Origin of the sequence: Pelagivirga sediminicola (assembly GCF_003072125.1) — a bacterium.
GTDB classification, from domain to species: Bacteria; Pseudomonadota; Alphaproteobacteria; order Rhodobacterales; family Rhodobacteraceae; genus Roseovarius; species Roseovarius sediminicola.
Map to the genome: position 1 here is coordinate 122,479 of NZ_QCYH01000007.1, position 24,641 is coordinate 147,119.

Consider the following 24,641-nt stretch of genomic DNA (forward strand, 5'->3'; position numbering starts at 1 on the left):
ATGAGCCGTATTGACGAAAGCCGCGACTTCATCCCGGTGCGCATCGCCGTGCTGACCGTAAGCGACACGCGCGCGGAGGCCGATGACCGCTCGGGCGATACGCTGGCGCAGCGGATCGAGGCGGCCGGGCATCTGCTGGCCGCGCGCAAGATCGTGCAGGACGAGCGCGGCAAGATCGCCGCGCAGCTGCGCGCGTGGTGCGCCGATGAGGGGATCGACGTCATCATCTCGACCGGGGGCACGGGCCTGACGGGCCGCGATGTGACCGTCGAGGCGCATCGCGACGTCTATGAAAAGGAGATCACCGCCTTCGGCACCGTGTTCACCCATGTCAGCATGGCCAAGATCGGCACCAGCGCGGTGCAGAGCCGCGCAACCGCCGGTGTGGCGCAGGGCACCTACCTGTTCGCGCTGCCCGGCAGCCCCGGCGCGTGCAAGGATGCGTGGGACGAAATCCTGTTGCCGCAGCTGGATTACCGCCATCGCCCCTGCAACTTTGTCGAGATCATGCCGCGTCTGGACGAACATCAGCGCCGCAAGTGACGCGCTTGGCATTCCGGCCGCGGGGCTTACATTATAGCTTTGCGGCCGATGCCGCCCGACCGAGGACCGCCCGGACATGCAATTTCTGCGCCGTAGCCTGACAGGCCTGCTGCTGATGTCGCTGACATTGGCGCTGCTGGCCTATGCGGGCTACGTCGTGAACAGCGCCGTGCAGACGCGCATGTCGCGCACGCCGGACGGGGGCGCGCGGCAGGAGCGGATGTTCGCGGTCAATACCGAGCGGGTCCAGCCGCAGGCGATCGCGCCGGTTCTGACCGTTTACGGCGAGGTGCGCAGCCGCCGCTCGTTGGAACTGCGCGCCAAGGCGTCCGGCACGATCACCGATCTGGCCGAGGTGGTCGAGGATGGCGGACAGGTGGAGGCGGGGCAGTTCCTGGCCCGGATTGATCCGGCGGATGCGCAATCGGCGCTGGACCGCGCCACCAGCGATCTGATGGATGCGCGCGCCGAGGGGCGCGATGCGGCCCGCGCGCTGGATCTGGCGCAGGACGAGCTGGAGGCGGCGCGCGATCAGGCCGATCTGCAGGAGCGCGCCTATCAGCGCCAGCGCGATCTGGAGGAGCGCGGCGTCGGCACCACCGCCGCTGTCGAGGCGGCCGAGCTGACTTCGGCGGCGGCGCGCGGCACCGTTCTGACCCGCAGGCAGGCGGTGGCGGGCGCCGAGGCGCGCGTCGATCAGGCCGCGACGCGGGCTGCGCGTGCCGAAATCGCGCTGGCCGAGGCCGAACGGCGGCTGGCCGATACCATTATGACCGCCGAGTTTTCAGGCGCGCTCAGCGATGTGGCCGTGGTGGAGGGCGGCGTCGTGTCGGTCAACGAACGGCTGGCGACGCTGATCGACCCCGGCGCGCTGGAGGTCGCCTTTCGCGTCTCGACGCCGCAATTCGCCCGGCTTCTGGAGGAGGACGGCACATTGCGCCGCGCGCCCGTCACCGCCTCGCTGGAGGCGTTCGGCGTCGATCTGACCGCGTCCGGCACCGTCACGCGCGCCAGCGCCGCCGTGGGCGAGGGACAGACCGGGCGGCTGGTCTTTGCGCAGCTGGACCGCGCGCAAGGGCTCAAGCCCGGCGATTTCGTCACCGTAAAGGTGGCCGAGCCTTTGCTGGACAATGTCGTGCGCTTGCCTGCCACCGCGCTGGGCGCCGATGGCGCGGTTCTGGCGCTGGGCGCGGAGGACCGGCTGGAGCCGCTGGCGGTCACGCTGCTGCGCAGGCAGGGCGACGATGTGCTGATGCGCGCGACTGAGGGCGCGCCGCCGCTGGCGGGCCGCCGGGTGGTCCTGCAGCGCTCGCCATTGCTGGGCGCCGGGATCAAGGTGCGCCCCCTTGGCGGCGACGCCGGGGCGGCGCCCGAGCCGCAGGCGATGCTGGAGCTGAGCGCGGAGCGCCGCGCGCGGCTGGTCGCCTATGTCGAGGGCAGCCGCGACATGTCTGCCGACATGCGCGACCGGCTGCTGGATCAGCTTGCGCAGGCCCGCGTGCCTGCCAGCGTGGTCGAGCGTCTGGAAAACCGGATGGGCGGCTAGGGGATGGCGCGCCGTCTGGCGAAAGGCGCAGGGGGAATCCTGTCCTGGTTTACCCGCCACCGCACCGCGGCAAACCTGCTGCTGGTCGTGATGGTGGTGATGGGCCTTGCCGCCGTGCCCAACATGCGCGCGCAGTTCCTGCCCGATGTGGTGATCGCCAACATCTCCGTTTCGGTCGAATGGGACGGGGCGGGGGCCGAGGATATAGACGCCGCGATCATCCAGCTGCTTGAGCCTGAAATGCAGGCGATCGAGGGGGTGGAGAGCACGTCCGCCGCCAGCCGCGAGAATTTCGGCACCATCACCATCGAATTTCAGCCGGGCTGGGACATGTCGCGCGCCTCAAGCGACGTGCAGGCGGCGGTCGATGCCATCACCACCCTGCCGGACGAGGCCGAAGAGCCGACCGTGCGGCGCGGCAGCTGGACCGACAGGGTGACGGATGTCGTCATCACCGGCCCCGTGGGCGTGGACCAGCTGGGCCTTTACGCGGACGAGCTGATCACGCGCCTTTTTGCCGTAGGCGTCACCCGTACCACCGTGCGCGGCGTCGCGGCGCCGCAGACCGTGATCGAGGTGCCGACGACATCGCTCATGGCCTATGACGTGACCCTGTCCGAGATCGCCGCCGCCATCCGCGCCGAGGTGAACACGGCCCCCGCGGGCGACGTGACCGGCGCCGACACCCGCGTGCGCACCGGCGTGGAAAAGCGCGATCCCGATCAGATCGCGGCGATCACGCTGCGCGTCAACCCGGATCGCTCGCGCCTGACGGTGGGGGACGTGGCGACCATCCGCACCGAAGGGGCGGCGCGCGAGAGGGGGTATTTCGTCGGCGACAATCCGGCGATGTCGGTGCGCGTCGACCGCTCGGCCGATGGCGACGCGATCGGGATTCAGAAACAGGTCGAGCAGGTCGCGCGCGACATGGCCCGCACCCTGCCGGACGGCGTGTCCGTCGATCTGATCCGCACCCGGTCCGAGCAGATTTCAGGCAGGCTTCAGACGCTTCTGGACAACGCCGTGATCGGCCTTGGGCTGGTGGTGGCGCTGCTGTTCTTGTTTCTCAACGCGCGCACCGCGTTCTGGGTGGCGGCGGGCATTCCGGTGGCGCTGCTGGCGGCGGTGGCGCTGATGTATGCGGCGGGGATCACGATCAACATGATCTCGCTTTTCGCGCTGATCATCACGCTGGGGATCGTGGTGGACGATGCCGTCGTCGTGGGCGAGCATGCCGATGCCCGCGTCAAGGCCTATGGCGAGCCGCCCGTCGTCGCCGCCGAAAACGCCGCGCGGCGCATGGCGATGCCGGTCTTTTGCGCCACCCTGACCACCGTCATCGCGTTTCTGGGGCTGACGGTGATCGCCGGGCGGTTCGGGGATCTGATCGCCGATATTCCCTTTACCGTGATCGTGGTGCTGACCGCGTCGCTGGCCGAGTGTTTCCTGATCCTGCCGCATCACATGAGCCATGCGCTGACCGCCTCCACGCGGCGGCACTGGTATGACGCGCCCTCGCGCGTGGTGAACACCGGGTTCGAGTGGGCGCGCGCACGCCTTTTTCGCCCGCTCATGGCCGGGGTCATCGGCGCGCGCTATCCGGTGCTGGCGGGGGTCGTTCTGCTGCTGGCTTCGCAGGCGGCGCTGTTCGTGCGCGGCGACGTGACGTGGCGTTTCTTTGACGCCCCCGAACAGGGCAGCGTGACCGGAAACTTTGCCATGGCGCCGGGCGCGACGCGCGCGGATTCGCTGGCGATGATGCACGAGATGCAGCGCGCGACAAATGCGCTGGCCGCCGAATACGAGGCCGAGCATGGGCTGAACCCGCTGAGCTATGTCATTGCCGAGATTGGTGGAAACGCGGGCTTTGGCCTTGCCGGGACCGAAAACAAGGAGCCGGACCAGCTGGGCGGTATCTCGATCGAGCTGATCGATTCCGACCTGCGCCCCTATAGCAGCTTTGCCTTTGTCGCCGACCTGCAGGAGCGCGTGGTGCAGCATCCGCTGGCCGAAACGGTCAGTTTCCGTGGCTGGCGCAGTGGTCCGAGGGGCGATGCGCTGGACGTGCAATTCTCCGGCGCGGATGCGCCGACGCTCAAGGCCGCCGCGCAGGATCTGAAAGAGGCGACGCTGCGCTTTCCCGAAGTGATCGGGATCGAGGATGATCTGGCCTATGACAAGCAGGAGCTGGTGCTGGACCTGACGCCGCAGGGCGCCGCGCTGGGCTTTGACATCGACGCGCTGGGGCGCGAATTGCGCGCGCGTCTGGGCGGGATCGAGGCGGCGACCTATCCCGCCGGGCCGCGCAGCGCCGAAATCCGGGTAGAGCTGCCCGAGGGCGAGCTGACGGCCGATTTCCTTGAACGCACGCAGCTGCGCGCGCCCGGCGGCGCCTATGTCCCGCTGGCCAGCATCGTCACCGCCGAGCGGCGCGACGGGTTTTCCACCGTGCGGCGCGAGAACGGCGTGCGCCTGATCAGCGTCCGGGGCGACATATCCGAGGATGATCCGGCCCGCGCGGCGGAAATCCAGGCGCTGCTGCGCTCGGACATCCTGCCGCGCATCGCGGCCGAGCGACAGGTCGATTGGCAAATGGCCGGGCTGGCCGAACAGGAGAGCGATTTTCTGAACGACGCGCTTCTGGGCCTGATCCTGACGCTGGTGGGCATCTACCTGGTGCTGGCGCTGGTCTTCGGCAGCTGGACGCGGCCCGTGGTGGTTATGGCGATCATTCCCTTCGGCCTTGTCGGCACGATCTATGGCCATAACGCGTGGGACGTGCCGCTGAGCATGTTCACGGTTGTCGGTCTTCTGGGGATGACGGGCATCATCATCAACGATTCCATCGTTCTGGTGACGACAATCGACGAATATGCCGAGGAGCGCGGCCTGATCCCCGCCATCATCGACGGCGCCGCCGACCGGCTGCGCCCCGTGTTGCTGACCACGCTGACCACGGTCATGGGCCTTGCGCCGCTGCTGTTCGAGCGCAGCCAGCAGGCGCAGTTCCTCAAGCCGACGGTCATCACGCTGGTCTATGGGCTGGGCTTCGGCATGTTGCTGGTGCTGCTGGTCGTGCCCGCGCTGATCGGGGTGCAGCATGATCTGGCGCGGCAGATGGCGGCGCTGCGGCGCGGCCTGCGGTTTCGCGCGGGCGGGGTCCGTGCGGCGCTGGTCGGGGGCGCGCTGGGGTTGGGGGCGTGGTTCGCGGCGACCATGGGCGCGGCGATGGTGCTGGGCGCGGTGCCGGGGTGGATCGCGGCGGTCTTGCCGACCGCCAGCGCCATCGCGCCGATGGCGGTGGCGCTTATGGTGTTCGCAGCGGGCGCGGCAGCGCTGGCGCTGGCGATGTATGTCGTGCTGGGCGCGGCGCAGGTTCTGCGCGCGCGGCGCGGCTGAGATCTTAGCCCGCCGGGCAGCCCTGGATATCCACCGCCTGCCGCGCGCCGAGAATGGTCAGCCGCAGTTTCGAGCGATCGAGCGCGAAGGCCCGCCCCTGGCCATGCGACAGGCGCGTTTCCGCGATCAGGGTATCGCCCCGCCGCTGCAGGCTGGGCTGCGCGATCCACAGGTTCGGATCGCCCGCCTCGATGATGGCTGTCTCCGGCGCGCCGGTGGGCGGCAGGGTCACCACCGCCCGCAGGTTGAGCTGGCCGTTCTTGCCGGGCGACACGGTGCAGCTGACGGCCCGCACGCCGGCCTCTGCAGCGGTCAGGGGCCGGTCGGCCAGCGCGGCGGCGATGCGCCCGTCCCTGGCCGCTGCATCCGCGGGCAGATCGGCGTTCAGCGCCAGCGTCAGCGGCATGCAGACATCTCGGCACACGCCCAGATCGACAGTGCCTTTCAGCGTCACGCCCGCGCCCGCGTCCCGCGCCAGCACATGCAGCGGCAACACCAGAACATCGTGATATCCGATGGCAACATCGCCGCCCTGCTGGATAAGCCCGGGCGTGGGCCAGCGGATATCGACCCCGGCCAGATTGTCCGAGCCGCGCCAGTCAAAGCGTGGCGGGATGCCCAGATCCCCCGGCGCGCGCCAATAGGTCTTCCACCCCGGCGCGAGGCGCAGCTCGACCGCGGCCATATGGGTGCCGTCGGCCATGCGCCAGCCCGGCAGCACGCGCGCCGAGGTGACCGCATCGGTCGTCTGCGCCGCAGCAGGCGCGGCAGCCGCGAGAGCGCCAAGCCCAAGCGCGGTGAGAAGGGGCATCAGGATATGTCTCATGATCCACAAATGCCGCGCCGCGCGGCAAAAGCCAACTCACATTCCGGTCAGCGCGCTGTAATGGCGCGGCCCCTTGCCTTGTCGTGCGCCAGCACCCATTGTCAGAGGTATGTCCACGCGCACAGATACAGACCCGCCCCCGATGATGGACCTGACCGGCCGCATCCTGATCGCCATGCCCGGCATGGAGGACCCGCGATTCGCCCAATCGGTCGTGTTCATCTGCGCCCATTCGGACGAGGGCGCGATGGGCTTGATGATCAACAAGCTGGCCGACGATCTGAAGCTCAGCGACCTGCTGGAGCAGCTGGATATCGAGGCCGCGCCGGGCGCGCGGCAGATGCCCATCCATTTCGGCGGCCCCGTCGAGAGCGGGCGCGGCTTCGTGCTGCATGAGGCGGGGTATCAGTCGTCGATCTCGACGCTGGAGGTCGACGCGCGGTTTTCCATGACCGCGACGCTGGATATCCTGGAGGACATGGCCGCGGGCGAAGGGCCGGGCCGGGCGCTGATCGCGCTGGGCTACGCCGGCTGGGGCCCCGGCCAGCTGGAGGACGAGATCGGGCGCAACGGCTGGCTGATCTGCGATGCCAGCGCCGATCTGGTGTTCGGCACGTCCAATGGCGCCAAGTGGAGCGCCGCACTGGCGGTCCTCGGCGTGGATCCGCTGGTGCTGTCGGCGGAGGCCGGCACGGCCTGACGTGGGGCGCGTTCGGCGCGCGCATTTTTCGGAAAGTTGAAAGCCGGACGATCAGATGCCGCGCGGCGCGGCGGCGCGGCGAAGGCGGTCATTGATGGCGCGCCCAAGACCCCGGTCCGGGACGGGCGCCACCGCGATGGCGCGCGCGTCCCGGTCCAGACGGTGCAGATATTCGAAAAGGTTGGCGGCAGCCTCCGTCAGATCGCCGCTGGGCGACAGGTTAAGCGCCGCGCCCTCGGTGGCGCCGAAGCCGAGGAGCGTCTCGCCCGGACGGGCGCTGCCCGCGTTCAGCCGGATCTGCGCGTTCGGAGCATAATGCGATGACATCTGCCCGGGCGCGGTGATTGCGGCGTCCCCATGCCTGCGCGTCAGGCGCGTGCCGATGACCTCCTCGATCGCCTCAGAGGGCAAACCGCCGGGACGCAGAAGGGTCGGGGCGCCGGTCAGGCCGACGATGGTGGATTCGACGCCCACATCGCAGGCGCCCCCGTCCAGAATGGCCGCGATCCGGCCGCCCAGCCCGTTTGCGACATGCGCGGCGCTTGTCGGGCTGATCCGGCCCGATGGATTGGCCGACGGCGCCGCCAGCGGCCCGCCGAAGCTGCGCAGCAGCGCCCCCGCGACCGGGTGCGCGGGAACGCGCAGCGCGACGCTGCCGTGCCCGGCCGTGACCAGCGCAGACAGGCCCGAGCCGGCCCGGAGCGGCAGCACCAAGGTCAGCGGTCCGGGCCAGAACGCATCCGCGAGGCGTTGCGCGGTATCCGTCCAGTCAGCGTAGGCGCGCGCCATTTCGGCATCGGCGACATGAACGATAAGCGGATTGAAGCTGGGCCTGCCCTTGGCCTCAAAGATGCGGGCCACTGCGGTGCCATTGCGCGCGTCGCCGGCAAGGCCATAGACCGTCTCGGTCGGGATCGCGACCAGATCGCCCGCGGCCAGCAGCGCCGCGGCGGCGGCGATGCCGGTGTCGTCGGCGGAGAGCAGGCGGGTCTGCACGGGCGTTGGATTCCTTGGCAACATGCGGTTAGACAGGGCGCGCGGCCTGCTTAGCGCGCGCCGCCGTGATTGCCAAGAAGGAGGCCGGGCATGGCCCAAGCGAGCATTGCCGCCGAGCGGACCGGGCTGCGCCATCCCTGGGCCGCCCCGCCCGAAGAGGGCCGCGCGACCGAGGTGGCGCCGGGCGTTCTGTGGATGCGCCTGCCGCTGCCGATGGCGCTGGATCACGTCAATGTCTACGCGCTGGAAGAGCCGGACGGCTGGACCATCGTCGATACCGGCATCCGCTCGCGGCGCAGCATCGCGATCTGGGAGGCGCTGCTTGCCGGTCCGCTCAAGGGGCGCGCGGTGCGCCGCGTGATCGTCACGCACCACCATCCCGATCATGTCGGCATGGCGGGCTGGCTGATGGCGCGTTTCGGCTGCGATCTGCTGGCGTCGCGCACCGCATGGCTGATGGCGCGCATGCTGATCCTCGATGTCGAGGAGCGGCCGACGCCGCAGGCGCTGGAATTCTGGCGGCGCGCGGGCATGGACGCCGAGATATTCGCCGCGCGGCGCGATGCGCGGCCCTACAACTTTGCCGATGTCTGCGCGCCCCTGCCGGTTGGCTATACGCGCCTGCAGGAGGGCGGCACGCTGCAGGCCGCGGGCCGGACATGGGACGTGCGCATGGGCGGCGGCCATGCGCCCGAGCACCTGACGCTGTGGAGCACGGATTGCAACCTGGTGATCGCGGGCGATCAGATCCTGCCGTCGATCAGCCCCAATATCGGCGTTTACCCGACCGAGCCGGAGGCCGATCCGCTGGCCGACTGGCTGGAGGCATGCGGCCGGCTGGCCGCCCATGCGCGCGAGGATCATCTGGTGCTGGGCGGGCACAAGCTGCCCTTTACGGGCCTGCCGCTGCGCATGGAGCAACTGATCGACAATCACCACGGCGCGCTGCGGCGGCTTGAGGCGCATCTGGCGCAGCCGCACACGGCGGCGGAATGTTTTGCCCCGCTGTTCAAACGGCGGATCGACGCGGGCACATACGGTCTGGCGCTGGTCGAGGCGGTTGCACATCTCAACCACTTGCATAAGCTGGGTCGCGTGACGCGCCGCCTGCGCGAGGATGGCGCGTGGGAGTGGCAGACGCAGGGAGAGGGTGCATGAGCAACGAGATACAGACCACGGCCGAACTGGTGGAGGCCGACGCGCTGCCCCGCTGCCACGAGGTGCATATCAGCGGCAGGACGCGGACCAGCCCGGCCGAGCATGCGCCCGCCGCGCTCAAGGCGAAGCCCGTGGATGAGAAAAGCGCGGCGAAATGGGCCTATGAGCGGCTGGCGCTCTATATCAAGAATTTCGAGAAGACGCTCGATAGCGAACATGAAGTCGCCATGGGCTTTGTCGGCGGCGATACCGGCGTGCTGAAGATCGAAGGGATGGGGTATTTCGACCCAGATATCGTCACCTTTTATGGCAGCGACGTGAAAGGGATCAAGACGCAGCTGGTGCAGCATGTCAGCCAGCTGAGCGTCCTTCTGCGCGCCGTGCCCAAGCCCCAGGCGCAGGCCGAGCCGGAGCGGATCGGCTTCCAGCTGGTCGCGGATCTGGAAAAGGAGTGACGCGGCGCCCGTCGCGGCGCGCGAGGCATCATTATTTGCGGGCGGGAATTCATTCGTGATTGAGAATTCCGGCGAAACGCTTTAACCAGCCGGGTAATTCGGCATTCAAAGGACGGGAATTCACATGGGCGAGCCTCACAAACATGGTGAAATGGACATTACGGTCCACGAGAAAACCTTCGACGCCTTCGTGAAATGGTCGACGCGCGTGGCGATCGTTGCCATCTGCGCGCTGATCTTCATGGCGCTGGTCAACGGCTAAGCCGCACCGCCCGGCGCGTGCCGGGGCTCGATGGTCTGTTTGGGAAATCACATGATGCGCTTTGCGATACTGGCCCTGATCGGGGTTCTGGGCCTTGCCGGGTGCGCCGCCCCTCCGGGCGTCTGGGCCAGTGACGAGGATGTCGCGCGCGCCGCATACCGCCATGACGGGCCGCCGCGGCTGACGCTGTTCACCATGCTCAACAACAATTCCGGCGCGGGCGCGCATACGTCGCTGATGATCAACGGCTCGCAGCGGGTGATCTGGGATCCCGCCGGATCGTTCAAGCATGAGACGATTCCCGAGCGGAACGATGTGATTTATGGCGTCACGCCGATGGTGGCGGACGTCTATACCCGGTTTCACGCGCGCAAGACCTTTCACGTGCAGATTCAGGAACTGGACGTGACGCCCGAGATTGCCGAGCGTGCGATGCAACTGGCCGGCGCCTATGGCCCGGTGCCGCAGGCGCAATGCTCGCGCAGCACGTCCAGCATTCTGGCACAGCTTTTCCCCGGCAAGATCAGCCAGACCTGGCTGCCCAAGACGCTGGCCGCCGAATTCGGGGCGCTTCCTGGTGTGCGCGAACAGGTGCTGTATGAGTATGACAGCGACGACAATTCCAAGGTTCTTGCCGATTGGGATCCCGCCAAGGTCTGACGCGGGGCGCTGCGCTTACTCTGTCTTGTCGCGGGGCGTTCCTGCAGGGGCGTCGCCATTCGCCTCGATATCGGCGATATAGCGCTTCATTTCGTCGATCTCGCCGCGCTGCGCCTCGATGATGGCATTGGCCAGCTCCTGCACGCGCGGGTCCGAGATATTCGCGCGCTCACTGGTCAGGATGGCGATGGAGTGGTGCGGGATCATTGCGCGCATCCATGCCAGATCCTCGACCGTTTCCTGACTGCGCACCAGCCATAGCGACAGGGCGAAGGCGGCGATGGCGCCGATGAAAATGGCGATGTTGACAGTCCGGTTTGTATACATGCCGAGCATGAAGGCCAGCATGATGACCGCCATCGCCGCGCCCATGTAAAGCGCCATCCACATCCGCGTTTGCGAAAAGAACACGTGATCGAGCGCGTAGGTGTTGAGATACATCAGGCCATACATGACGATGGTCGATGTCGCGATCATGGCCGCGAACCGCCCGTACCCCATGCCGCCCCGGTTTTCCTGTTCCCGCGTGCCATGTTCCATGCCGATACCCTTTTCTGTTCAATGGTCCCGTCTATGGGTATCGAACAGTCGCTGTGCCACGCGGGTTCCATTTTGCCGTGCCCGTCACATGGCAGCGGAATGTTTTGGAGAGGTGCAAGCGGCGCATCCGCCGCGCCGGGGCGGCGGATGCGGGTGCTCTTAGCCGAAGACCTTGGTCAGAGCCTTGTCGGTGGCCGTGATCAGCTCGTCGATGTCGTCCTTGGTGGCGATCAGCGCGGGCGAGTAGCACAGCGTGTTGTTGAAGCCGGGCAGCGAGCGGTTGGTCATGCCGATGATGACGCCCTGGGCCATGCAATCGCCGGTGACCGCGGCGACGGATTTCTCGTCCATCGGCTCCTTTGTGCTGCGGTCCTTGACCAGTTCGGCGCCCAGGAACAGGCCCTTGCCGCGCACGTCGCCGATGACCTCGTGCTTGTCCTTGAGGGCGTGCAGCTGGTCCAGCATGTAATCGCCCATCTTGACGGTGTTTTCCAGCAGGCCCTCTTCCTCTATGATGTTCATGTTCTCCAGCGCTGCCGCCGGGCCGGCCGTGCAGCCGCCGAAGGTGGAGATGTCGCGGAAGTAGTTCAGCGGATCGGTGGCGTCGTCCTTGAACATGTCAAAGACGCGCTCGGACGTGACGCAGCAGGCGATGGCGGCGTAGCCCGAGGCGACGCCCTTGGCCATGGTCACGAAATCCGGTTCGATCCCGTAATGCTGGTAGCCGAACCATGTGCCGGTGCGCCCGAGGCCGCAGACAACCTCGTCGATATGGAGGAGGATGTCGTATTTGCGGCAGATTTCCTGCACGCGCGGCCAGTACCCCTCGGGCGGGACGATCACGCCGCCGCCTGCCGTCACCGGCTCAAGGCAGAGCGCGCCGACGGTGTCGGGGCCTTCGCGCAGGATGACCTCCTCGATGGCGTTGGCCGCCGCCAGCCCGTACTCCTCGCCGGTCAGATCCCATTGCGCGCGATACTCAAGGCAATGCGGCACTTCGACGAAACCGGGGGTGAAGGGGCCGTATTGCGCGTTGCGCTCGGGCTGGCCGCCGGCCGAAAGGCAGGCGATGGTGGTGCCGTGATAGTCACGCTCGCGGTAGAGGATCTTGTGCTTCTTGCCACCGTGGCGCTTGTGCGCGATCTGGCGGACCATCTTGAATGCCTTCTCGTTGGCTTCGGAGCCGGAGTTGGTGTGATAGACGCGGGTCAGGCCGGGCATCTTCTCGATAAGGCGCTCGGAGAACATGGCGCCGGGGACCGATCCGGCGGAGCCTGCGAAATAGTTCAGCTTGATCAGCTGGTCGCGCACGGCGTTGGCGATCCGCTCGCGCCCGTAACCGACGTTCACGGTCCAGACACCGCCAGACACGCCATCCAGATGCTCCTTGCCGTGCTGGTCCCAGACGCGCATGCCCTTGCCCTCGACGATGACGCGGGGATCGGACGTCTCGTAGGGTTTGTGCTGGCTCAGGTGATGCCAGACATGGGCGCGGTCGGCTGCGACGACCTTTTCGATATCATTGTCCAGAAATTTGCCGTCCATGGGGATTCTCCATCGTGTGCAGGCCCGGCGGGGATGCGCCGGGGAAGGGCATATACTGTCCATCATACCATCCCAGGACGGTGTTTGGCGATAGGTCCAGTTCGCGCTCTTGCATAGGGCCAGTCAGGCGGGCGCCCTTTCAGCCCTGCGGCAGCTCCGCCGAGGGGATCAGGCCAAAGAAAGCGCCTTGTGACCATAGGCCGAACCAGCCGTCATGGTGGGTTCCGATATCCACCAGCCGGTAAAAGCTCTTGCGGTCGATCAGCGCCTCGAGATTGGCGCGCACGAGGATATAGGGCGACGGCTCGCCCGTTTCGGGATCGCGCTCCACGCGAATCGGGGTGTCCGGGCCGGCCATCGTGCTGTCGCCGACATTGGTCAGGAAGGTCAGTTTCTGCGCCTGCCCCTCGCCCTCGACTTCGAAATCGACGGCGACGAAGGGCGCGTCATCGACGGTGATGCCGACCTTTTCAACGGGTGTGACAAGGAAATAATCATCGCCGTCCTTGCGCAGGATGGTCGAGAACAGGCGCACCAGTTCTGGGCGCCCGATAGGCGTGCCAAGGTAGAACCACGTGCCGTCCCGCGCGATGCGCATGTCCAGATCGCCGGAGAACTCCGGGTTCCACTTGTCCACCGGGGGCAGGGCGCGGCCCTTCTGGGCGGCCTTCGCGGCGGCGGCGATGCCTTCGGCCGAGGGGGCGGGTGACGCTGTCGTGATCTTGTTTTCGCTCATTGCTTTTGCCATTTCCGCCACGCGCTATACACTCAGCACCAACATATAGCCCAAGCCGGAGATTTTCCATGACAGACAGTGCCGATCTGGTCGCCGACATAGACGCGCTGCAAGGGCGGCTGGCCGAAGCACGCGGGCAGGTCGCGCGCCGTTTCATCGGTCAGGAGCGGGTCGTGGACCTGTCGCTGGCGGCATTGCTGAGCGGCGGGCACGGGTTGCTGGTGGGCCTGCCGGGGCTGGGCAAGACGCGGCTGGTCGAGACGCTGGGCACCGTCATGGGGCTGGCCACGAATCGGGTGCAGTTCACGCCCGACCTGATGCCGGCCGATATTCTGGGCAGCGAGGTGCTGGAGACGGGGGCGGACGGCAGCCGCGCGTTCAAGTTCATCGAAGGCCCGATATTCTGCCAGCTTCTGATGGCCGATGAGATCAACCGCGCCAGCCCGCGCACCCAATCGGCGCTGCTTCAGGCAATGCAGGAGCGGCAGGTGACGGTCGCGGGCGCGAACCGCACGCTTGAGCCGCCGTTTCACGTGCTTGCCACGCAGAACCCGATCGAGCAGGAGGGCACCTATCCGCTGCCCGAGGCGCAGCTTGACCGGTTTCTGGTGCAGATCGACGTGCCCTATCCGGACCGCACGGCCGAGCGCGATATCCTGCTGGCCACCACCGGCGTGGCCGAGGAGGCGGCGACGGCGGTGTTCACTGCGCCCGAGCTGATCGCGGCGCAGACGCTTTTGCGGCGGATGCCGGTGGGCGAGGGGGTGATGGACATGATCCTCGATCTGGTGCGCGCGTTCCGCCCCGATCAGCCGGGCGCGTCCGAGCGGGTGCAGGACAGCGTCGCATGGGGTCCCGGCCCGCGCGCGGCGCAGGCGCTGATGCTGACGGTGCGGGCGCGCGCGCTGCTGCAGGGGCGGCTTGCCCCCAGCGCCGAGGACGTGGCCGACATGGCGCAGCCGGTGCTGATCCACCGCATGGCGCTGAACTTTGCGGCGCGGGCGCGGGGCGACAGCCTGAGCCGCCTGATCGCCGACACCGTGGCCGGGCTGGACCGGGGCAAGGCCGCTGCGTGAGCCAGCCCGCCGCCCCATCCGCAACCCTGCGCGCCAGATCCGAGGCCGAGGCGGCGCGCCTGCCGCCGCTTCTGGCGCGTGCGCAGCATCTGGCGGGGTCCGTCCTGCTGGGCCAGCATGGGCGCAGGCGTGCCGGGCAGGGCGATGATTTCTGGCAATACCGCCCGGTTCAGGAAGGCGACCAGCGCCGCCAGATCGACTGGCGCCGCTCGGCCCGCAGCGATGCCGAATTCGTGCGCGAGCGCGAATGGCAGATCGCGCAGACGCTGATGATCTGGGTCGACGGGGCCGCATCGATGCGGTTCTCCAGCGACAGGAACCTGCCGGAAAAGGCGGATCGCGCGCAGCTTCTGGCGCTGGCCACCGCGATCCTGCTGGACAAGGGCGGCGAGCGTGTGGGCCTGACGGGCCATGCGTTGCCCCCGCGGCGCGGCGCGGCGCAGATCGCGCGGCTGGCGTCAATGCTGGCGGGCGCCGAGGCCGGGGCCGATTATGGCGCGCCCGATGCGCGCGGTCTGGCGCCGCAGGGCCATGCGCTGTTCGTCTCCGATTGTCTGGGCGATATCGAGCCCGTTCGCCGCGCCTTGACCGGCGCCGCGGATCGCGGCGTGCGGGGCGTGCTGATGCAGGTTCTGGACCCGGTGGAGGAGGCGTTTCCCTATCGCGGCCGCGCCATATTCGATTCCGTCGGCGGCACGCTTTCGCATGAGACGCTGAAGGCGGATGATCTGCGCGATCGCTATCTGACGCGTCTGGCCGAGCGCAAGGACGCGCTGCGCGGCCTTTGCGCCGCGGTCGGCTGGCAATATCATTGCCATCACACTGATGCCCCGGCGCAGGCGGCGCTCCTCTGGCTGTACGGCGCGCTGGGCGGGGGCGCGGGGCGATGAACCTCGCCGCGATAGGTTTCACTGCGCCATGGCTGCTGGTTGCGCTGGTGCTGCTGCCGGTCCTGTGGGTGCTGCTGCGCGCCGTGCCGCCCGCGCCGATCCGGCGGCGGTTTCCGGGCGTCGCGCTGCTTTTGGGCCTGCGGGACGAGGACAGCGCGGCGGACCGCACGCCCTGGTGGCTGCTGCTCTTGCGGATGCTGGCGCTGGCGGCGGTGATTGTCGCCATGGCGGGGCCGGTGCTGAACCCGCGCGGCGCCGATGAGGTGCGCAGCACCGGCAAGCTGCTGGTGCTAATGGATGCCAGCTGGGCCAGCGCGCGCGACTGGGAGGCCGAGCGCGATCTGCTGGATGGCCTTCTGGCCGAGGCGGGGCGCGACGGGCGCCCTGTCGCGCTGATGCGGCTGAGCGATCCGCAGCCCCCCGAATTTCAGGCCGCGGACGCGTGGCGCAGCCGCCTTGCGGGGCTGGAGCCGTCCGCATGGGCACCGCGTGCCGAAATGATGCGCCGGGCCGCCGATCTGCTGGACGGGCAGGCGTTCGACACGCTCTGGCTGTCTGACGGATTGGCGCGTGACGGGCGCGGCGCGCTGCTGGAGGCGCTGGAGACGGCCGGCGCGGTGCGCGTTCACCAGACCGGGCAGCCGCTGCTGGCGCTGGCGCCGCCTGCGTCCGTGGACGGCGCACTGGAGCTGTCGGCGCAGCGCCTTGCGGCGGGGCCTGCGCGCGACATCACGGTGCTGGCGCATGGCCGCGATCCGGCTGGCACGCCGCGCGTTCTGGCCACGCTGCCGCTGCGGTTTGCGCAGGGCGAGAGGCACGCCACCGGCGCGCTGAACCTGCCCGGAGAGCTGCGCGCGCGCCTGTCGCGCTTCGAGATCGCGGGCCAGGGCCACGCGGGCGCCGTCGCGCTGACCGATGACAGCCTGCGGCGGCGCGAGGTCGCGCTGATCGCGGGCCGTGAGGACCGCGAGGGGCTGGAGCTGCTGTCGCCGCTGCACTTTCTTGAGCGCGCGCTTGAACCCAACGCCGCGCTGATGGGCGGCGCGCTGATGGAGGTGCTGCCCGCGCGGCCCGATGTGATCGTGCTGGCCGATGTCGCCACCCTGTCGGAGGGCGAAACCGCCGCCCTGCTGGAATGGACGGACGCGGGCGGCATGCTGCTGCGGTTCGCCGGGCCGCGTCTGGCCGCGAGTGACATATCGCGCGGCCGCGAGGATCCGCTGATGCCGGTGCGCCTGCGCGCCGGCGGCCGCAGTGTCGGCGGCGCGATGAGCTGGGGCGCGCCCAAGGTGCTGGCGCCCTTTGCCGAGGACAGCCCCTTTGTCGGCCTTGCAATTCCCGATGACGTGACGGTCAGCGCGCAGGTCATGGCCCAGCCCGACCCGACGCTGGCCAGCCGCGTGATCGCGCAGTTGGGCGACGGCACGCCGCTGGTGACGCGCAAGCGTATCGGGCAGGGGCAGGTCGTGCTGTTCCACGTCACCGCCAATGCCGAATGGAGCAGCCTGCCCCTGTCCGGCCTTTTCGTGCAGATGCTGGAGCGGCTGGCGATCTCGTCGGGCGCGGCGGCCCCGGTGGCCGAGGATATGGCAGGTACGACGTGGCAGGCGCTGCAGGTGCTGGACGGGTTCGGCACGCTGCGCGATGCAGGCACGTTGCCGGGCGTCGCGGGCGAGGCGCTGCTGACCGCGCCGCTTGGCCCCGATCTGCGGCCCGGAATTTATGAGGGCGAGGACCGGCGCATCGCGCGCAGCGTGTTGGGTGCGGAGGATACGCTGGCGGCCGCACAATGGCCGGAGGGGACCGACATTCAAGGGCTTGAGCGCACCGCCGAGACACCGCTTGCCGGCTGGATCCTGGCCGCCGCGCTGCTGCTTCTGGGGGGCGATGTTATCGCTTCGCTGGCGCTGTCGGGGCGGCTGATGCCGCTGCGCGCCGCCGCCCTGCTGGCCGGTCTGCTGATGCTGCCCGACCCGTCCGTCGCACAGGAGCGCGCGCCCGAGCTTCTGGCCGACGAGGTGACGCTGGCGCATGTGCTGACCGGGGAAAAGGCGCTGGACGATCTGGCCCATGCCGGGCTTCGCGGCCTTGGCGAGACGCTGTTTTATCGCACCACCGTCGAGCCGAGCCCGCCGCGCGGCGTCGATCTGGAGGCTGACGAGCTGGCGTTCTTCCCGCTGCTGTACTGGCCAGTCACCCCGGCGCAGCCGATACCGTCGGATGCGGCCTATGCCAAGCTGAACGCCTATCTGCGCAGTGGCGGGCTGATCCTGTTCGATACGCGCGATGCGGATATCGCCGGTTTCAGCGCCTCGTCAGAGAACGGCGCGCGCCTGCAACGGCTGGCCGCGCCGCTGGATATCCCCCCGCTGGAGCCTGTGCCCAGCGATCATGTGCTGACGCGTGCCTTCTACCTCTTGCAGGATTTTCCGGGCCGCTATGCGGGGCGCCCCGTCTGGGTCGAGGCGGCGCCGGAGGGCGCGCGCCAGGCGCCCGGCATGCCGTTTCGCGATCTCAACGACGGCGTGACGCCGGTGGTGATCGGCGGCAATGACTGGGTCGCCGCATGGGCCGTGGACGAGGTGGGCGCGCCGCTGCGCCCCGTCGGGCGCGGCTATGCGGGCGAGCGGCAGCGCGAGATGGCGCTGCGGTTCGGCGTCAACCTGGTAATGCATGTGCTGACCGGCAATTACAAATCCGATCAGGTGCATGTGCCCGCCCTTCTGGACAGGCTTGGCCAATGACGCACGGCATCCTTTTCGACCCGGTCCTGCCGCTCTGGATCATCGCCTGCCTTGCCGGTGCGTCGCTGGCGCTGGTCGCGCTGGCCGCGTGGCGGGGGCTGTCGGGCTGGGCGCTGCGCGGGCTTGGCGCCGCGGTCATCCTTGCGGCGCTGATGGGCCCGACGCTCAGCCGCGAGGACCGCGAAGATCTGAGCGACATCGCCATCATCGTCGAGGATACCAGCGCGAGCCAGCGCCTTGCCGACCGGCCCGGGATGACCGCGCGCGCCGCCGACGATTTGGAGGCGCGGCTGACCGCACGCGGCACCGACGTGCGGCGCGTCGAGGTCGGCGACGGCGCCGATGACAGCGGCACGCAGCTGATGACCGCGCTGGCCGAGGCATTGGCGACCGAGCCGCAGGGCCGCGTCGCGGGCCTCTTCCTGCTGAGCGACGGACGCTTGCACGATCTGGAGCGCGCCCCGCCGCTGCCTGCGCCGCTGCATCTGCTGCACACGGGCCGCAGCGAGGATTGGGACCGCCGCCTGATCGTCGAAGGCGCGCCGGCCTTCGCGATCCTCGGCGAGGAAATCACCCTGACCCTGCGGATCGAGGATAGCGGCGCCGCCCCCGAGGGCGTGCGCGAGGTGCCGCTGGACATCTCCATCGACGGCGAGGCGCCGCAACGCTTCAACGTGCCGGTGGACCAGTCCATCGAGCTGCCGCTGGTGCTGCCGCATGGCGGGCGCAACGTGCTGGAATTCACCACGCCCGAGGCGGCGGGCGAGCTGACCGCGCGCAACAATACCGCCCTTGTGCAGATCAACGGCGTGCGCGACCGGCTGCGCGTGCTGCTGGTGTCGGGCGAGCCGCATGCGGGCGGGCGCACGTGGCGTAACCTTCTGAAATCGGATAGTTCTGTCGATCTGGTGCACTTCACCATCCTGCGCCCGCCCGAAAAGCAGGATGGCGTGCCGGTGGAGGAGCTGAGCCTGATTGCCTTCCCCACGCGCGAGCTGTTTCTGGAGAAGATCGACGATTTCGATCTGATCATCTTCGACCGCTACAAGCGGCGCGGTATCCTGCCCGCGCTCTATCTGCAAAACGTGGTGGATTACGTGCAGAAGGGGGGCGCGGTCCTCTTCGCCGCAGGGCCGGATTTTGCCGGGGCGAGCAGCCTTTATCGCTCGCCGCTGGAGGCGATCGTCCCGGCGCGCCCCACCGCCCGCGTCGTGGACGAGGCGTATCGGCCCAAGGTCACGGAGCTGGGCGAAAAGCATCCGGTGACGGCGGGGCTGGCGCAGATGCATGACGGCGAATGGGGCCGCTGGCTGCGCCAGATCGAGGTAGAGGCGCCGCAGGGCGATGTGGTGATGTCGGGCGCCGGCGATCGCCCGCTTTTGATGCTGAACCGCGTGGGCGAGGGGCGCGTGTCGCTGCTGGCGTCAGATCATGCGTGGCTGTGGAACCGCGGCTACGAGGGGGGCGGGCCGCAGCTGGAGCTGCTGCGCCGCCTTGCCCACTGGATGATGAAGGAACCCGAGCTGGAGGAAGAGGCACTTTGGGCCGAGGCGACGGGCCAGCGCATGCGCATCATCCGCCGCACGCTGAAGGGCAGCGCCGGGGATGTCACCGTCACCGCGCCCGATGGCAGCGACGTCGTGCTGCCGCTGGAGGAGGTCGCGCCGGGCCGGTTCGAGGCGCAGTATGACGGCCCGCAGATCGGGCTTTACCGACTGGTCAGCGGCGATCAGAGCGCTGTCATCGGCCTTGGCCCCGCGGCCCCGGTGGAGTTCGAGCAGACCATCGCCAGCGGCGATGCGCTGGCGCCGCTGATCGAGGGCACGAATGGCGGCATCCGCGCCATCGAGGACGGCCTGCCCGCCATCCGCGTTGTGCGCGAGGGGCGCCCGGCGGCCGGGCGCGGCTGGCTGGGGATCACGCCGCGCGGCGCCTACGTGACGCAAAGCGTGACGCAGACGGCGCTGCTGCCGGCATGGCTGGTGCTGATCGTGATCGGCGCGTTGGTGACCGGCGCATGGTTGCGCGAGGGGCGCCGCTGAGGCTGCGCGCGTCGGATGTGTCAGCCTGCGGCGAGAAAATCCGCTTCGGTCAGGATGCGCGCCTTGTCGTCACGCATCCGCACAGCCGCAATGGCGCGCTGCGTCAAAAGGGAAGGTCGATCGGCGCGGCCGTGTCCGACACATCGCCGGCCGAGCAAAAGGCGCGGACCCGCACCTGCCGCGTGCCGTCCGGCAGCATCACCTGCCGCAGGCTGCGGGTGAACGGCTGCTCGTCCACATGCGGATGATGCAGCGGCCGCCGGGCCAGGACCGTGCCGCCGGTGCCCAGGATTTCCCAACCGTCGGCGTAATGATCCCAGCCGGTATCGGGATGGCGGATCGTCACGCTGAATTTCCAGCCCATGCCGTCACGCGCGATATCGACCCCGGTGATGCGGGGCGGCTGGGCCGTGGCGGCAGATGGCAAAAGGGCGGCAAGCAGCAGGCACCGAATCGGTTTCATGGCGCCCTTTTACACAGCAGGCAGCGCGGGCGCACGTCCTGCGGTGTCTTGCCTTGGATGCGGCGGGGGCCTACGCTTCGGGCAGGAGGATGGCCGATGGAAATGCCGGAACCGCGAGCGGACATCATCGCGCAGAAGGCGCGCATCGTCGCGCGCCTGACGGATGCGCTGCCGGAGGGCACGATCATCTCCGACGCGGCAGAAACGCGCGCCTATGAATGCGACGCGCTCAGCGCCTATCGTTGCGCGCCGCTGGCCGTCGCGCTGCCGCGCACGACCGAAGAGGTCGCGACCGTTCTGCGCCTCTGCCACGAGATGCGCGTGCCGGTTGTGCCGCGCGGGGCGGGCACGTCGCTGGCCGGTGGATCGCTGCCCACCGCCGATTGCGTTGTGCTGGGCGTCGCGCGCCTGAACGAGGTGCTTGAGACGGATTTCGCGAACCGGTTCATCCGCGTGGGCGCGGGCCGCACGAACCTGAGCGTGACCGGGGCGGTCGAGGCGGACGGATTTTTCTACGCGCCCGACCCCAGCAGCCAGCTGGCCTGCGCCATTGCGGGCAATATCGCGATGAATTCGGGCGGCGCGCATTGCCTGAAATACGGCGTGACCACCAACAACCTGCTGGGCGTGACGCTGGTGACGATGGACGGCACCATTCACAAGATCGGCGGCGCGCATCTGGATGCCGGGGGGCTGGACCTCTTGGCGCTGATCTGCGGCAGCGAGGGGCAGCTGGGCGTCGTGACCGAGGCGACGTTGCGCATCCTGCCGAAGCCCGAGGGCGCGCGCCCGGTGCTGATCGGCTATGCCAGCTCAGAGGTGGCGGGCGCCTGCGTGTCCGACATCATCAAGGCGGGCGTCCTGCCCGTCGCGATCGAGTTCATGGACCGCCCCTGCATCGCCGCGACCGAGGCGTTTTCGGGCGCTGGCTATCCCGATTGCGAGGCGCTGCTGATCGTCGAGGTCGAGGGCAGCCCGGCCGAGATCGACGAGCAGCTGGCGATCATCCTCGACATCGCGCGGCGCCATGATCCGGTGGAACTGCGCGAAAGCGCGTCGGAGGAGGAGGCGGCGCGGATCTGGCTGGGGCGCAAATCGGCTTTCGGGGCGATGGGGCAGATGGGCGATTACATGTGCCTCGACGGCACGATCCCGGTCAGCGAACTGCCCTTCGTCTTGCGCCGGATCGGCGAGCTGTCGGGCGAATTCGGGCTGAAGGTGGGTAATGTGTTTCACGCCGGCGACGGCAACATGCATCCGCTGATCATCTATGACGCCAACACCCCCGGCGAGCAGGAGAAATGCGAGGCGCTGGGGGCCGAGATCCTCAAGCTGTGCGTCGAGGTGGGCGGATGCCTGACCGGCGAGCATGGGGTGGGCATAGAGAAGCGCGATCTGATGGGCTATCAATATTCGCCCGAGGATCTGGACATCCAGATGGCTGTGAAGGACGCGTTCGATCCCGGCTGGCTGCTGAACCCGGCAAAGGTGTTTCCGCTGGCAAGCAGCGCCGCGCGGCGGATGGCGGCGGAATGACCGCGGGAGCCTGCGCCGGTGGCGGGCGTTTTTGGATATTTGAGGCAAGAAGAAAGTGATGCGCCCGGGCACAGAGCATGAGCTTGCACAGATGGTGGCCGGTGCGGCAGGACCGCTGCGCATCATTGGCGGCGGCACGCGCAGCTATGGCGTGGCGCTGGGCGAGGTGCTGTCGACCGCCGGGCTGGGCGGCGTGACGCTCTACGAGCCGGGGGCGCTGACGCTGGTGGTGCAGGCCGGCACGCCGCTGGCCGAGGTCGAGGCGCTGCTGGCGCGCGAGGGGCAGTGCCTGCCGTTCGAGCCGATGGACCATCGCGGGCTGCTTGGCACGCAAGGGACGCCGACGATCGGCGGGGTGGTGGCGGCGAATGTGTCGGGGCCGCGGCGGATTGCGGCGGGGGCCTGCCGCGATTTCCTGCTGGGCGTGCGGTTCGTCGACGGGATGGGCCGCGTTTTGAAAAATGGCGGGCGCGTGATGAAGAACGTCACCGGCTATGATCTGGTGCGGCTGATGGCGGGCAGTCATGGCACCCTGGGCGTGCTGAGCGAGGTGTCGCTCAAGGTGTTGCCGGTGGCGCGCGCGTCGGCAACCCTGGCGCTGGAGGGGCTGGCGCCCGGGCGCGCAGTTGAGGCGCTGGCGCGCGCGCTGGGCTCGCCTTTCGAGGTGTCGGGCGCGGCGCATGTGGCGGCGGGGCAGGCGCGCACGCTGATCCGGCTGGAGGGGTTCGCCGCCTCGGCCCGGTATCGCGCGGAGCGGCTGTGCCGCCTGCTGGCGGAGTTCGGCGACTGGCAGGTTCTGCCGGAGGCGGGGGATCTGTGGCGCGGCGTGCGCGACGTATCGGTCTTGGGCGACGGCGATGTCTGGCGCGTGTCGGCGCGCCCGTCGGACGGCCCGGCGCTGGCCGCGCTTGTGCCGGGCGCGGTGGCCGTCTTTGACTGGGGCGGCGGATTGATCTGGCTGGCGGTGCCGGAGGGCACGGACCTGCGCGCCGCGCTGGGCGCGTTCGATGGTCACGCGACGCTGATCCGCGGGGCGCCGGACACCAAGGCGCGGCTGGGCGTCTTTGCGCCGCAGGCGGGGCCGCTCGCCGCGATTGCGGCGGGTCTGCGCGCGCGGTTCGATCCGCGCGGCATCCTGAACCCCGGCCTGATGTCGCCGCCGGAAGAAAGGCCCGCCTGATGCAAACATTCTTTACGCCCGAGCAACTGGCCGATCCCGATACCGCCCGCTCCAACGAGATCCTGCGCGCCTGCGTGCATTGCGGCTTCTGCACCGCGACCTGTCCGACCTATCAGCTCCTCGGCGATGAGCTGGACAGCCCGCGGGGCCGCATCTACCTGATCAAGGACATGCTGGAAAACGACCGTGTGCCGGATGCGAAGACGGTCAAGCATATCGACCGCTGCCTGTCCTGCCTTGCCTGCATGACGACCTGCCCGTCGGGCGTGCATTACATGCATCTGGTCGATCATGCCCGCGCCTATATCGAACAGACCTACAAACGGCCGATGGGCGAGCGCGCGCTGCGCTGGATGCTGGCGCGGATCCTGCCCTATCCGATGCGCTTTCGCGTGGCCCTTCTGGGGGCCAGGCTCGCGCGCCCCTTTGCGCGGCTGGTGCCCGACGCGCGCCTGCGCGCGATGCTGGACGCGGCGCCGAGGCGCATCCCCCCGGTCAGCCGCAACGACGATCCGCAGAGCTTTGCGCCGCGGGGCGCGCGCAGGATGCGTGTCGCGTTAATGACGGGCTGCGCGCAAAAGGCGCTGGACACGGACATCAACGATGCGACCATCCGCCTGCTGACCCGGCTGGGCTGCGAAGTGGTGGTGGCACGCGGCGCAGGGTGTTGCGGCGCGCTGGTTCACCATATGGGCAAGGCGGGCGAAAGCCACCGGGCCGCCGCCGCCAATGTTCGCGCGTGGAGCGCGGAGATGAATGGCGAGGGGCTGGATGCGATCGTGATCAACACCTCCGGATGCGGCACGACGGTCAAGGATTATGGCCACATGCTGCGCGGCGATGCCCTGGCTGCGGATGCGGCAAGGGTGTCCTCCCGCGCGATGGACGTGACCGAGTTGCTGGCCCGGCTGGATCTGCCCGAGGGGGCGCCCAAGGGGCTGCGCGTGGCCTATCACGCCGCCTGTTCGCTGCAGCATGGCCAGCAGATCAAGGGGCTGCCCAAGGATCTGCTGCGCCGCGCCGGCTTTGACGTGGTCGAGCCTGCGGACAGCCATCTGTGCTGCGGCTCGGCGGGGACATACAGCCTGATGCAGCCCGAAATCTCCGGCCAGCTGAAGGACCGCAAGATTCGCACGCTGGAGGCGCGCGCGCCGGACGTGATTGCGGCGGGCAATATCGGCTGCATGGTGCAGATCGGCGGCGGAACGGATGTGCCGGTGGTGCATACGGTGCAACTGCTGGATTGGGCGACCGGCGGACCTTTGCCGCCCGCGCTGGAGGGCCGTGTGACCGATGCCTAAATTTCGCCTTAAAGCGTCTGTATCCGCATGGGCACGCCTTCCT

At 68.8% G+C, this 24,641-nt stretch carries 21 protein-coding genes; 15 read left to right on the plus strand and 6 right to left on the minus strand.

Annotated elements, in window-relative coordinates; genetic code table 11:
• The 3 genes from moaB to DC366_RS13120 all read left to right on the plus strand — a co-directional run bounded on the left by moaB (position 1) and on the right by DC366_RS13120 (position 5,488).
• Complete coding sequence (moaB, locus tag DC366_RS13110; protein ID WP_108692667.1) at positions 1-543, plus strand: molybdenum cofactor biosynthesis protein B; 543 nt, start codon at positions 1-3, stop codon at positions 541-543.
• Positions 544-619: 76 nt separating this feature from the next.
• Positions 620-2,089: an efflux RND transporter periplasmic adaptor subunit gene (locus tag DC366_RS13115; protein WP_108692668.1), complete on the plus strand. Its 1,470-nt coding sequence runs from the start codon at positions 620-622 to the stop codon at positions 2,087-2,089.
• Positions 2,090-2,092: 3 nt separating this feature from the next.
• Complete coding sequence (locus tag DC366_RS13120; protein WP_108692669.1) at positions 2,093-5,488, plus strand: efflux RND transporter permease subunit; 3,396 nt, start codon at positions 2,093-2,095, stop codon at positions 5,486-5,488.
• Positions 5,489-5,492: 4 nt separating this feature from the next.
• Here DC366_RS13120 and DC366_RS13125 read toward each other — a convergent pair whose 3' ends face one another.
• Positions 5,493-6,299, minus strand: a complete 807-nt coding sequence (locus DC366_RS13125) for a protein-disulfide reductase DsbD domain-containing protein (protein WP_243405125.1) — start codon at positions 6,297-6,299, stop codon at positions 5,493-5,495.
• A 124-nt stretch (positions 6,300-6,423) separates the two neighbouring features.
• Between DC366_RS13125 and DC366_RS13130 the strand changes: the two genes are divergently transcribed.
• Positions 6,424-7,014: a YqgE/AlgH family protein gene (locus DC366_RS13130; protein ID WP_243405126.1), complete on the plus strand. Its 591-nt coding sequence runs from the start codon at positions 6,424-6,426 to the stop codon at positions 7,012-7,014.
• 51 nt (positions 7,015-7,065) lie between these two features.
• On the opposite strand, the gene DC366_RS13135 is transcribed toward DC366_RS13130, so the two are convergent.
• Positions 7,066-8,034 (minus strand): L-threonylcarbamoyladenylate synthase, encoded by a 969-nt coding sequence (locus DC366_RS13135; protein WP_108692671.1) that lies wholly within the window; start codon positions 8,032-8,034, stop codon positions 7,066-7,068.
• Between the two features lie 66 nt (positions 8,035-8,100).
• Between DC366_RS13135 and DC366_RS13140 the strand changes: the two genes are divergently transcribed.
• From DC366_RS13140 to DC366_RS13155, 4 genes are all read left to right on the plus strand, one after another.
• The gene (locus DC366_RS13140) at positions 8,101-9,168 is read left to right on the plus strand and encodes an MBL fold metallo-hydrolase (RefSeq protein ID WP_108692672.1); all 1,068 of its coding nucleotides are present in this window, start codon (positions 8,101-8,103) and stop codon (positions 9,166-9,168) included.
• Entirely contained in the window at positions 9,165-9,623 is a 459-nt protein-coding gene (locus tag DC366_RS13145) for a DUF6173 family protein (protein ID WP_108692673.1), read from the plus strand. The genes DC366_RS13140 and DC366_RS13145 overlap by 4 nt, the downstream gene beginning before the upstream one ends.
• Before the next feature lie 124 nt (positions 9,624-9,747).
• Positions 9,748-9,885, plus strand: a complete 138-nt coding sequence (locus DC366_RS13150) for an aa3-type cytochrome c oxidase subunit IV (protein ID WP_108692674.1) — start codon at positions 9,748-9,750, stop codon at positions 9,883-9,885.
• Between the two features lie 54 nt (positions 9,886-9,939).
• On the plus strand, positions 9,940-10,545 hold the full coding sequence (locus tag DC366_RS13155; protein WP_108692731.1) for a hypothetical protein: 606 nt from the start codon (positions 9,940-9,942) through the stop codon (positions 10,543-10,545).
• A 15-nt stretch (positions 10,546-10,560) separates the two neighbouring features.
• Here the strand turns inward: DC366_RS13155 and DC366_RS13160 are convergent, their stop codons facing one another.
• The 3 genes from DC366_RS13160 to DC366_RS13170 all read right to left on the minus strand — a co-directional run bounded on the left by DC366_RS13160 (position 10,561) and on the right by DC366_RS13170 (position 13,366).
• Positions 10,561-11,085, minus strand: a complete 525-nt coding sequence (locus DC366_RS13160; protein ID WP_243405127.1) for a DUF305 domain-containing protein — start codon at positions 11,083-11,085, stop codon at positions 10,561-10,563.
• Between the two features lie 159 nt (positions 11,086-11,244).
• On the minus strand, positions 11,245-12,630 hold the full coding sequence (locus tag DC366_RS13165; RefSeq protein ID WP_108692675.1) for an aminotransferase family protein: 1,386 nt from the start codon (positions 12,628-12,630) through the stop codon (positions 11,245-11,247).
• 139 nt (positions 12,631-12,769) lie between these two features.
• Positions 12,770-13,366, minus strand: coding sequence for a DUF1285 domain-containing protein (locus DC366_RS13170; RefSeq protein WP_108692676.1), 597 nt, complete (start codon positions 13,364-13,366; stop codon positions 12,770-12,772).
• A 68-nt stretch (positions 13,367-13,434) separates the two neighbouring features.
• Between DC366_RS13170 and DC366_RS13175 the strand changes: the two genes are divergently transcribed.
• Genes DC366_RS13175 through DC366_RS13190 form a run of 4 tightly spaced genes read left to right on the plus strand, consistent with a single transcriptional unit; the run spans position 13,435 to position 20,118 of the window.
• A complete protein-coding gene (locus DC366_RS13175; protein ID WP_108692677.1) occupies positions 13,435-14,442 on the plus strand; it encodes an AAA family ATPase in 1,008 nt (335 codons plus the stop codon).
• Positions 14,439-15,332: a DUF58 domain-containing protein gene (locus tag DC366_RS13180; RefSeq protein ID WP_108692678.1), complete on the plus strand. Its 894-nt coding sequence runs from the start codon at positions 14,439-14,441 to the stop codon at positions 15,330-15,332. Before DC366_RS13175 ends, DC366_RS13180 begins: the two co-directional genes overlap by 4 nt.
• The gene (locus tag DC366_RS13185; RefSeq protein WP_207768715.1) at positions 15,329-18,076 is read left to right on the plus strand and encodes a DUF4159 domain-containing protein; all 2,748 of its coding nucleotides are present in this window, start codon (positions 15,329-15,331) and stop codon (positions 18,074-18,076) included. Before DC366_RS13180 ends, DC366_RS13185 begins: the two co-directional genes overlap by 4 nt.
• Positions 18,073-20,118: a hypothetical protein gene (locus DC366_RS13190; protein WP_108692680.1), complete on the plus strand. Its 2,046-nt coding sequence runs from the start codon at positions 18,073-18,075 to the stop codon at positions 20,116-20,118. Before DC366_RS13185 ends, DC366_RS13190 begins: the two co-directional genes overlap by 4 nt.
• A 103-nt stretch (positions 20,119-20,221) precedes the next feature.
• On the opposite strand, the gene DC366_RS13195 is transcribed toward DC366_RS13190, so the two are convergent.
• Positions 20,222-20,581 carry a hypothetical protein gene (locus tag DC366_RS13195; RefSeq protein WP_108692681.1) on the minus strand — a complete coding sequence of 120 codons (360 nt, stop codon included), beginning with the start codon at positions 20,579-20,581 and terminating at the stop codon, positions 20,222-20,224.
• A 96-nt stretch (positions 20,582-20,677) separates the two neighbouring features.
• On the opposite strand from DC366_RS13195, the gene DC366_RS13200 reads away from it, so the two are divergent.
• From DC366_RS13200 to glcF, 3 genes are read left to right on the plus strand one after another with little or no spacing between them, the layout of a single operon-like run.
• On the plus strand, positions 20,678-22,117 hold the full coding sequence (locus tag DC366_RS13200) for an FAD-linked oxidase C-terminal domain-containing protein (protein WP_108692682.1): 1,440 nt from the start codon (positions 20,678-20,680) through the stop codon (positions 22,115-22,117).
• Between the two features lie 58 nt (positions 22,118-22,175).
• The gene (locus tag DC366_RS13205) at positions 22,176-23,297 is read left to right on the plus strand and encodes an FAD-binding protein (protein ID WP_108692683.1); all 1,122 of its coding nucleotides are present in this window, start codon (positions 22,176-22,178) and stop codon (positions 23,295-23,297) included.
• A complete protein-coding gene (glcF, locus tag DC366_RS13210) occupies positions 23,297-24,598 on the plus strand; it encodes a glycolate oxidase subunit GlcF (protein ID WP_108692684.1) in 1,302 nt (433 codons plus the stop codon). Before DC366_RS13205 ends, glcF begins: the two co-directional genes overlap by 1 nt.
• Positions 24,599-24,641: the final 43 nt, after the last annotated feature.

Coding starts and splice junctions, on each gene's coding strand:
- DC366_RS13190 (WP_108692680.1), top strand. CDS start 18,073: ATGACGCACGGCATCCTTTTCGACCCGGTCCTGCCGCTCTGGATCATC.
- DC366_RS13145 (WP_108692673.1), top strand. CDS start 9,165: ATGAGCAACGAGATACAGACCACGGCCGAACTGGTGGAGGCCGACGCG.
- DC366_RS13135 (WP_108692671.1), bottom strand. CDS start 8,034: ATGTTGCCAAGGAATCCAACGCCCGTGCAGACCCGCCTGCTCTCCGCC.
- DC366_RS13150 (WP_108692674.1), top strand. CDS start 9,748: ATGGGCGAGCCTCACAAACATGGTGAAATGGACATTACGGTCCACGAG.
- DC366_RS13130 (WP_243405126.1), top strand. CDS start 6,424: ATGTCCACGCGCACAGATACAGACCCGCCCCCGATGATGGACCTGACC.
- DC366_RS13160 (WP_243405127.1), bottom strand. CDS start 11,085: ATGGAACATGGCACGCGGGAACAGGAAAACCGGGGCGGCATGGGGTAC.
- DC366_RS13170 (WP_108692676.1), bottom strand. CDS start 13,366: ATGAGCGAAAACAAGATCACGACAGCGTCACCCGCCCCCTCGGCCGAA.
- DC366_RS13185 (WP_207768715.1), top strand. CDS start 15,329: ATGAACCTCGCCGCGATAGGTTTCACTGCGCCATGGCTGCTGGTTGCG.
- DC366_RS13125 (WP_243405125.1), bottom strand. CDS start 6,299: ATGCCCCTTCTCACCGCGCTTGGGCTTGGCGCTCTCGCGGCTGCCGCG.
- DC366_RS13195 (WP_108692681.1), bottom strand. CDS start 20,581: ATGAAACCGATTCGGTGCCTGCTGCTTGCCGCCCTTTTGCCATCTGCC.
- DC366_RS13205 (WP_108692683.1), top strand. CDS start 22,176: ATGCGCCCGGGCACAGAGCATGAGCTTGCACAGATGGTGGCCGGTGCG.
- DC366_RS13140 (WP_108692672.1), top strand. CDS start 8,101: ATGGCCCAAGCGAGCATTGCCGCCGAGCGGACCGGGCTGCGCCATCCC.
- DC366_RS13175 (WP_108692677.1), top strand. CDS start 13,435: ATGACAGACAGTGCCGATCTGGTCGCCGACATAGACGCGCTGCAAGGG.
- glcF (WP_108692684.1), top strand. CDS start 23,297: ATGCAAACATTCTTTACGCCCGAGCAACTGGCCGATCCCGATACCGCC.
- DC366_RS13200 (WP_108692682.1), top strand. CDS start 20,678: ATGGAAATGCCGGAACCGCGAGCGGACATCATCGCGCAGAAGGCGCGC.
- moaB (WP_108692667.1), top strand. CDS start 1: ATGAGCCGTATTGACGAAAGCCGCGACTTCATCCCGGTGCGCATCGCC.
- DC366_RS13165 (WP_108692675.1), bottom strand. CDS start 12,630: ATGGACGGCAAATTTCTGGACAATGATATCGAAAAGGTCGTCGCAGCC.
- DC366_RS13120 (WP_108692669.1), top strand. CDS start 2,093: ATGGCGCGCCGTCTGGCGAAAGGCGCAGGGGGAATCCTGTCCTGGTTT.
- DC366_RS13115 (WP_108692668.1), top strand. CDS start 620: ATGCAATTTCTGCGCCGTAGCCTGACAGGCCTGCTGCTGATGTCGCTG.
- DC366_RS13155 (WP_108692731.1), top strand. CDS start 9,940: ATGCGCTTTGCGATACTGGCCCTGATCGGGGTTCTGGGCCTTGCCGGG.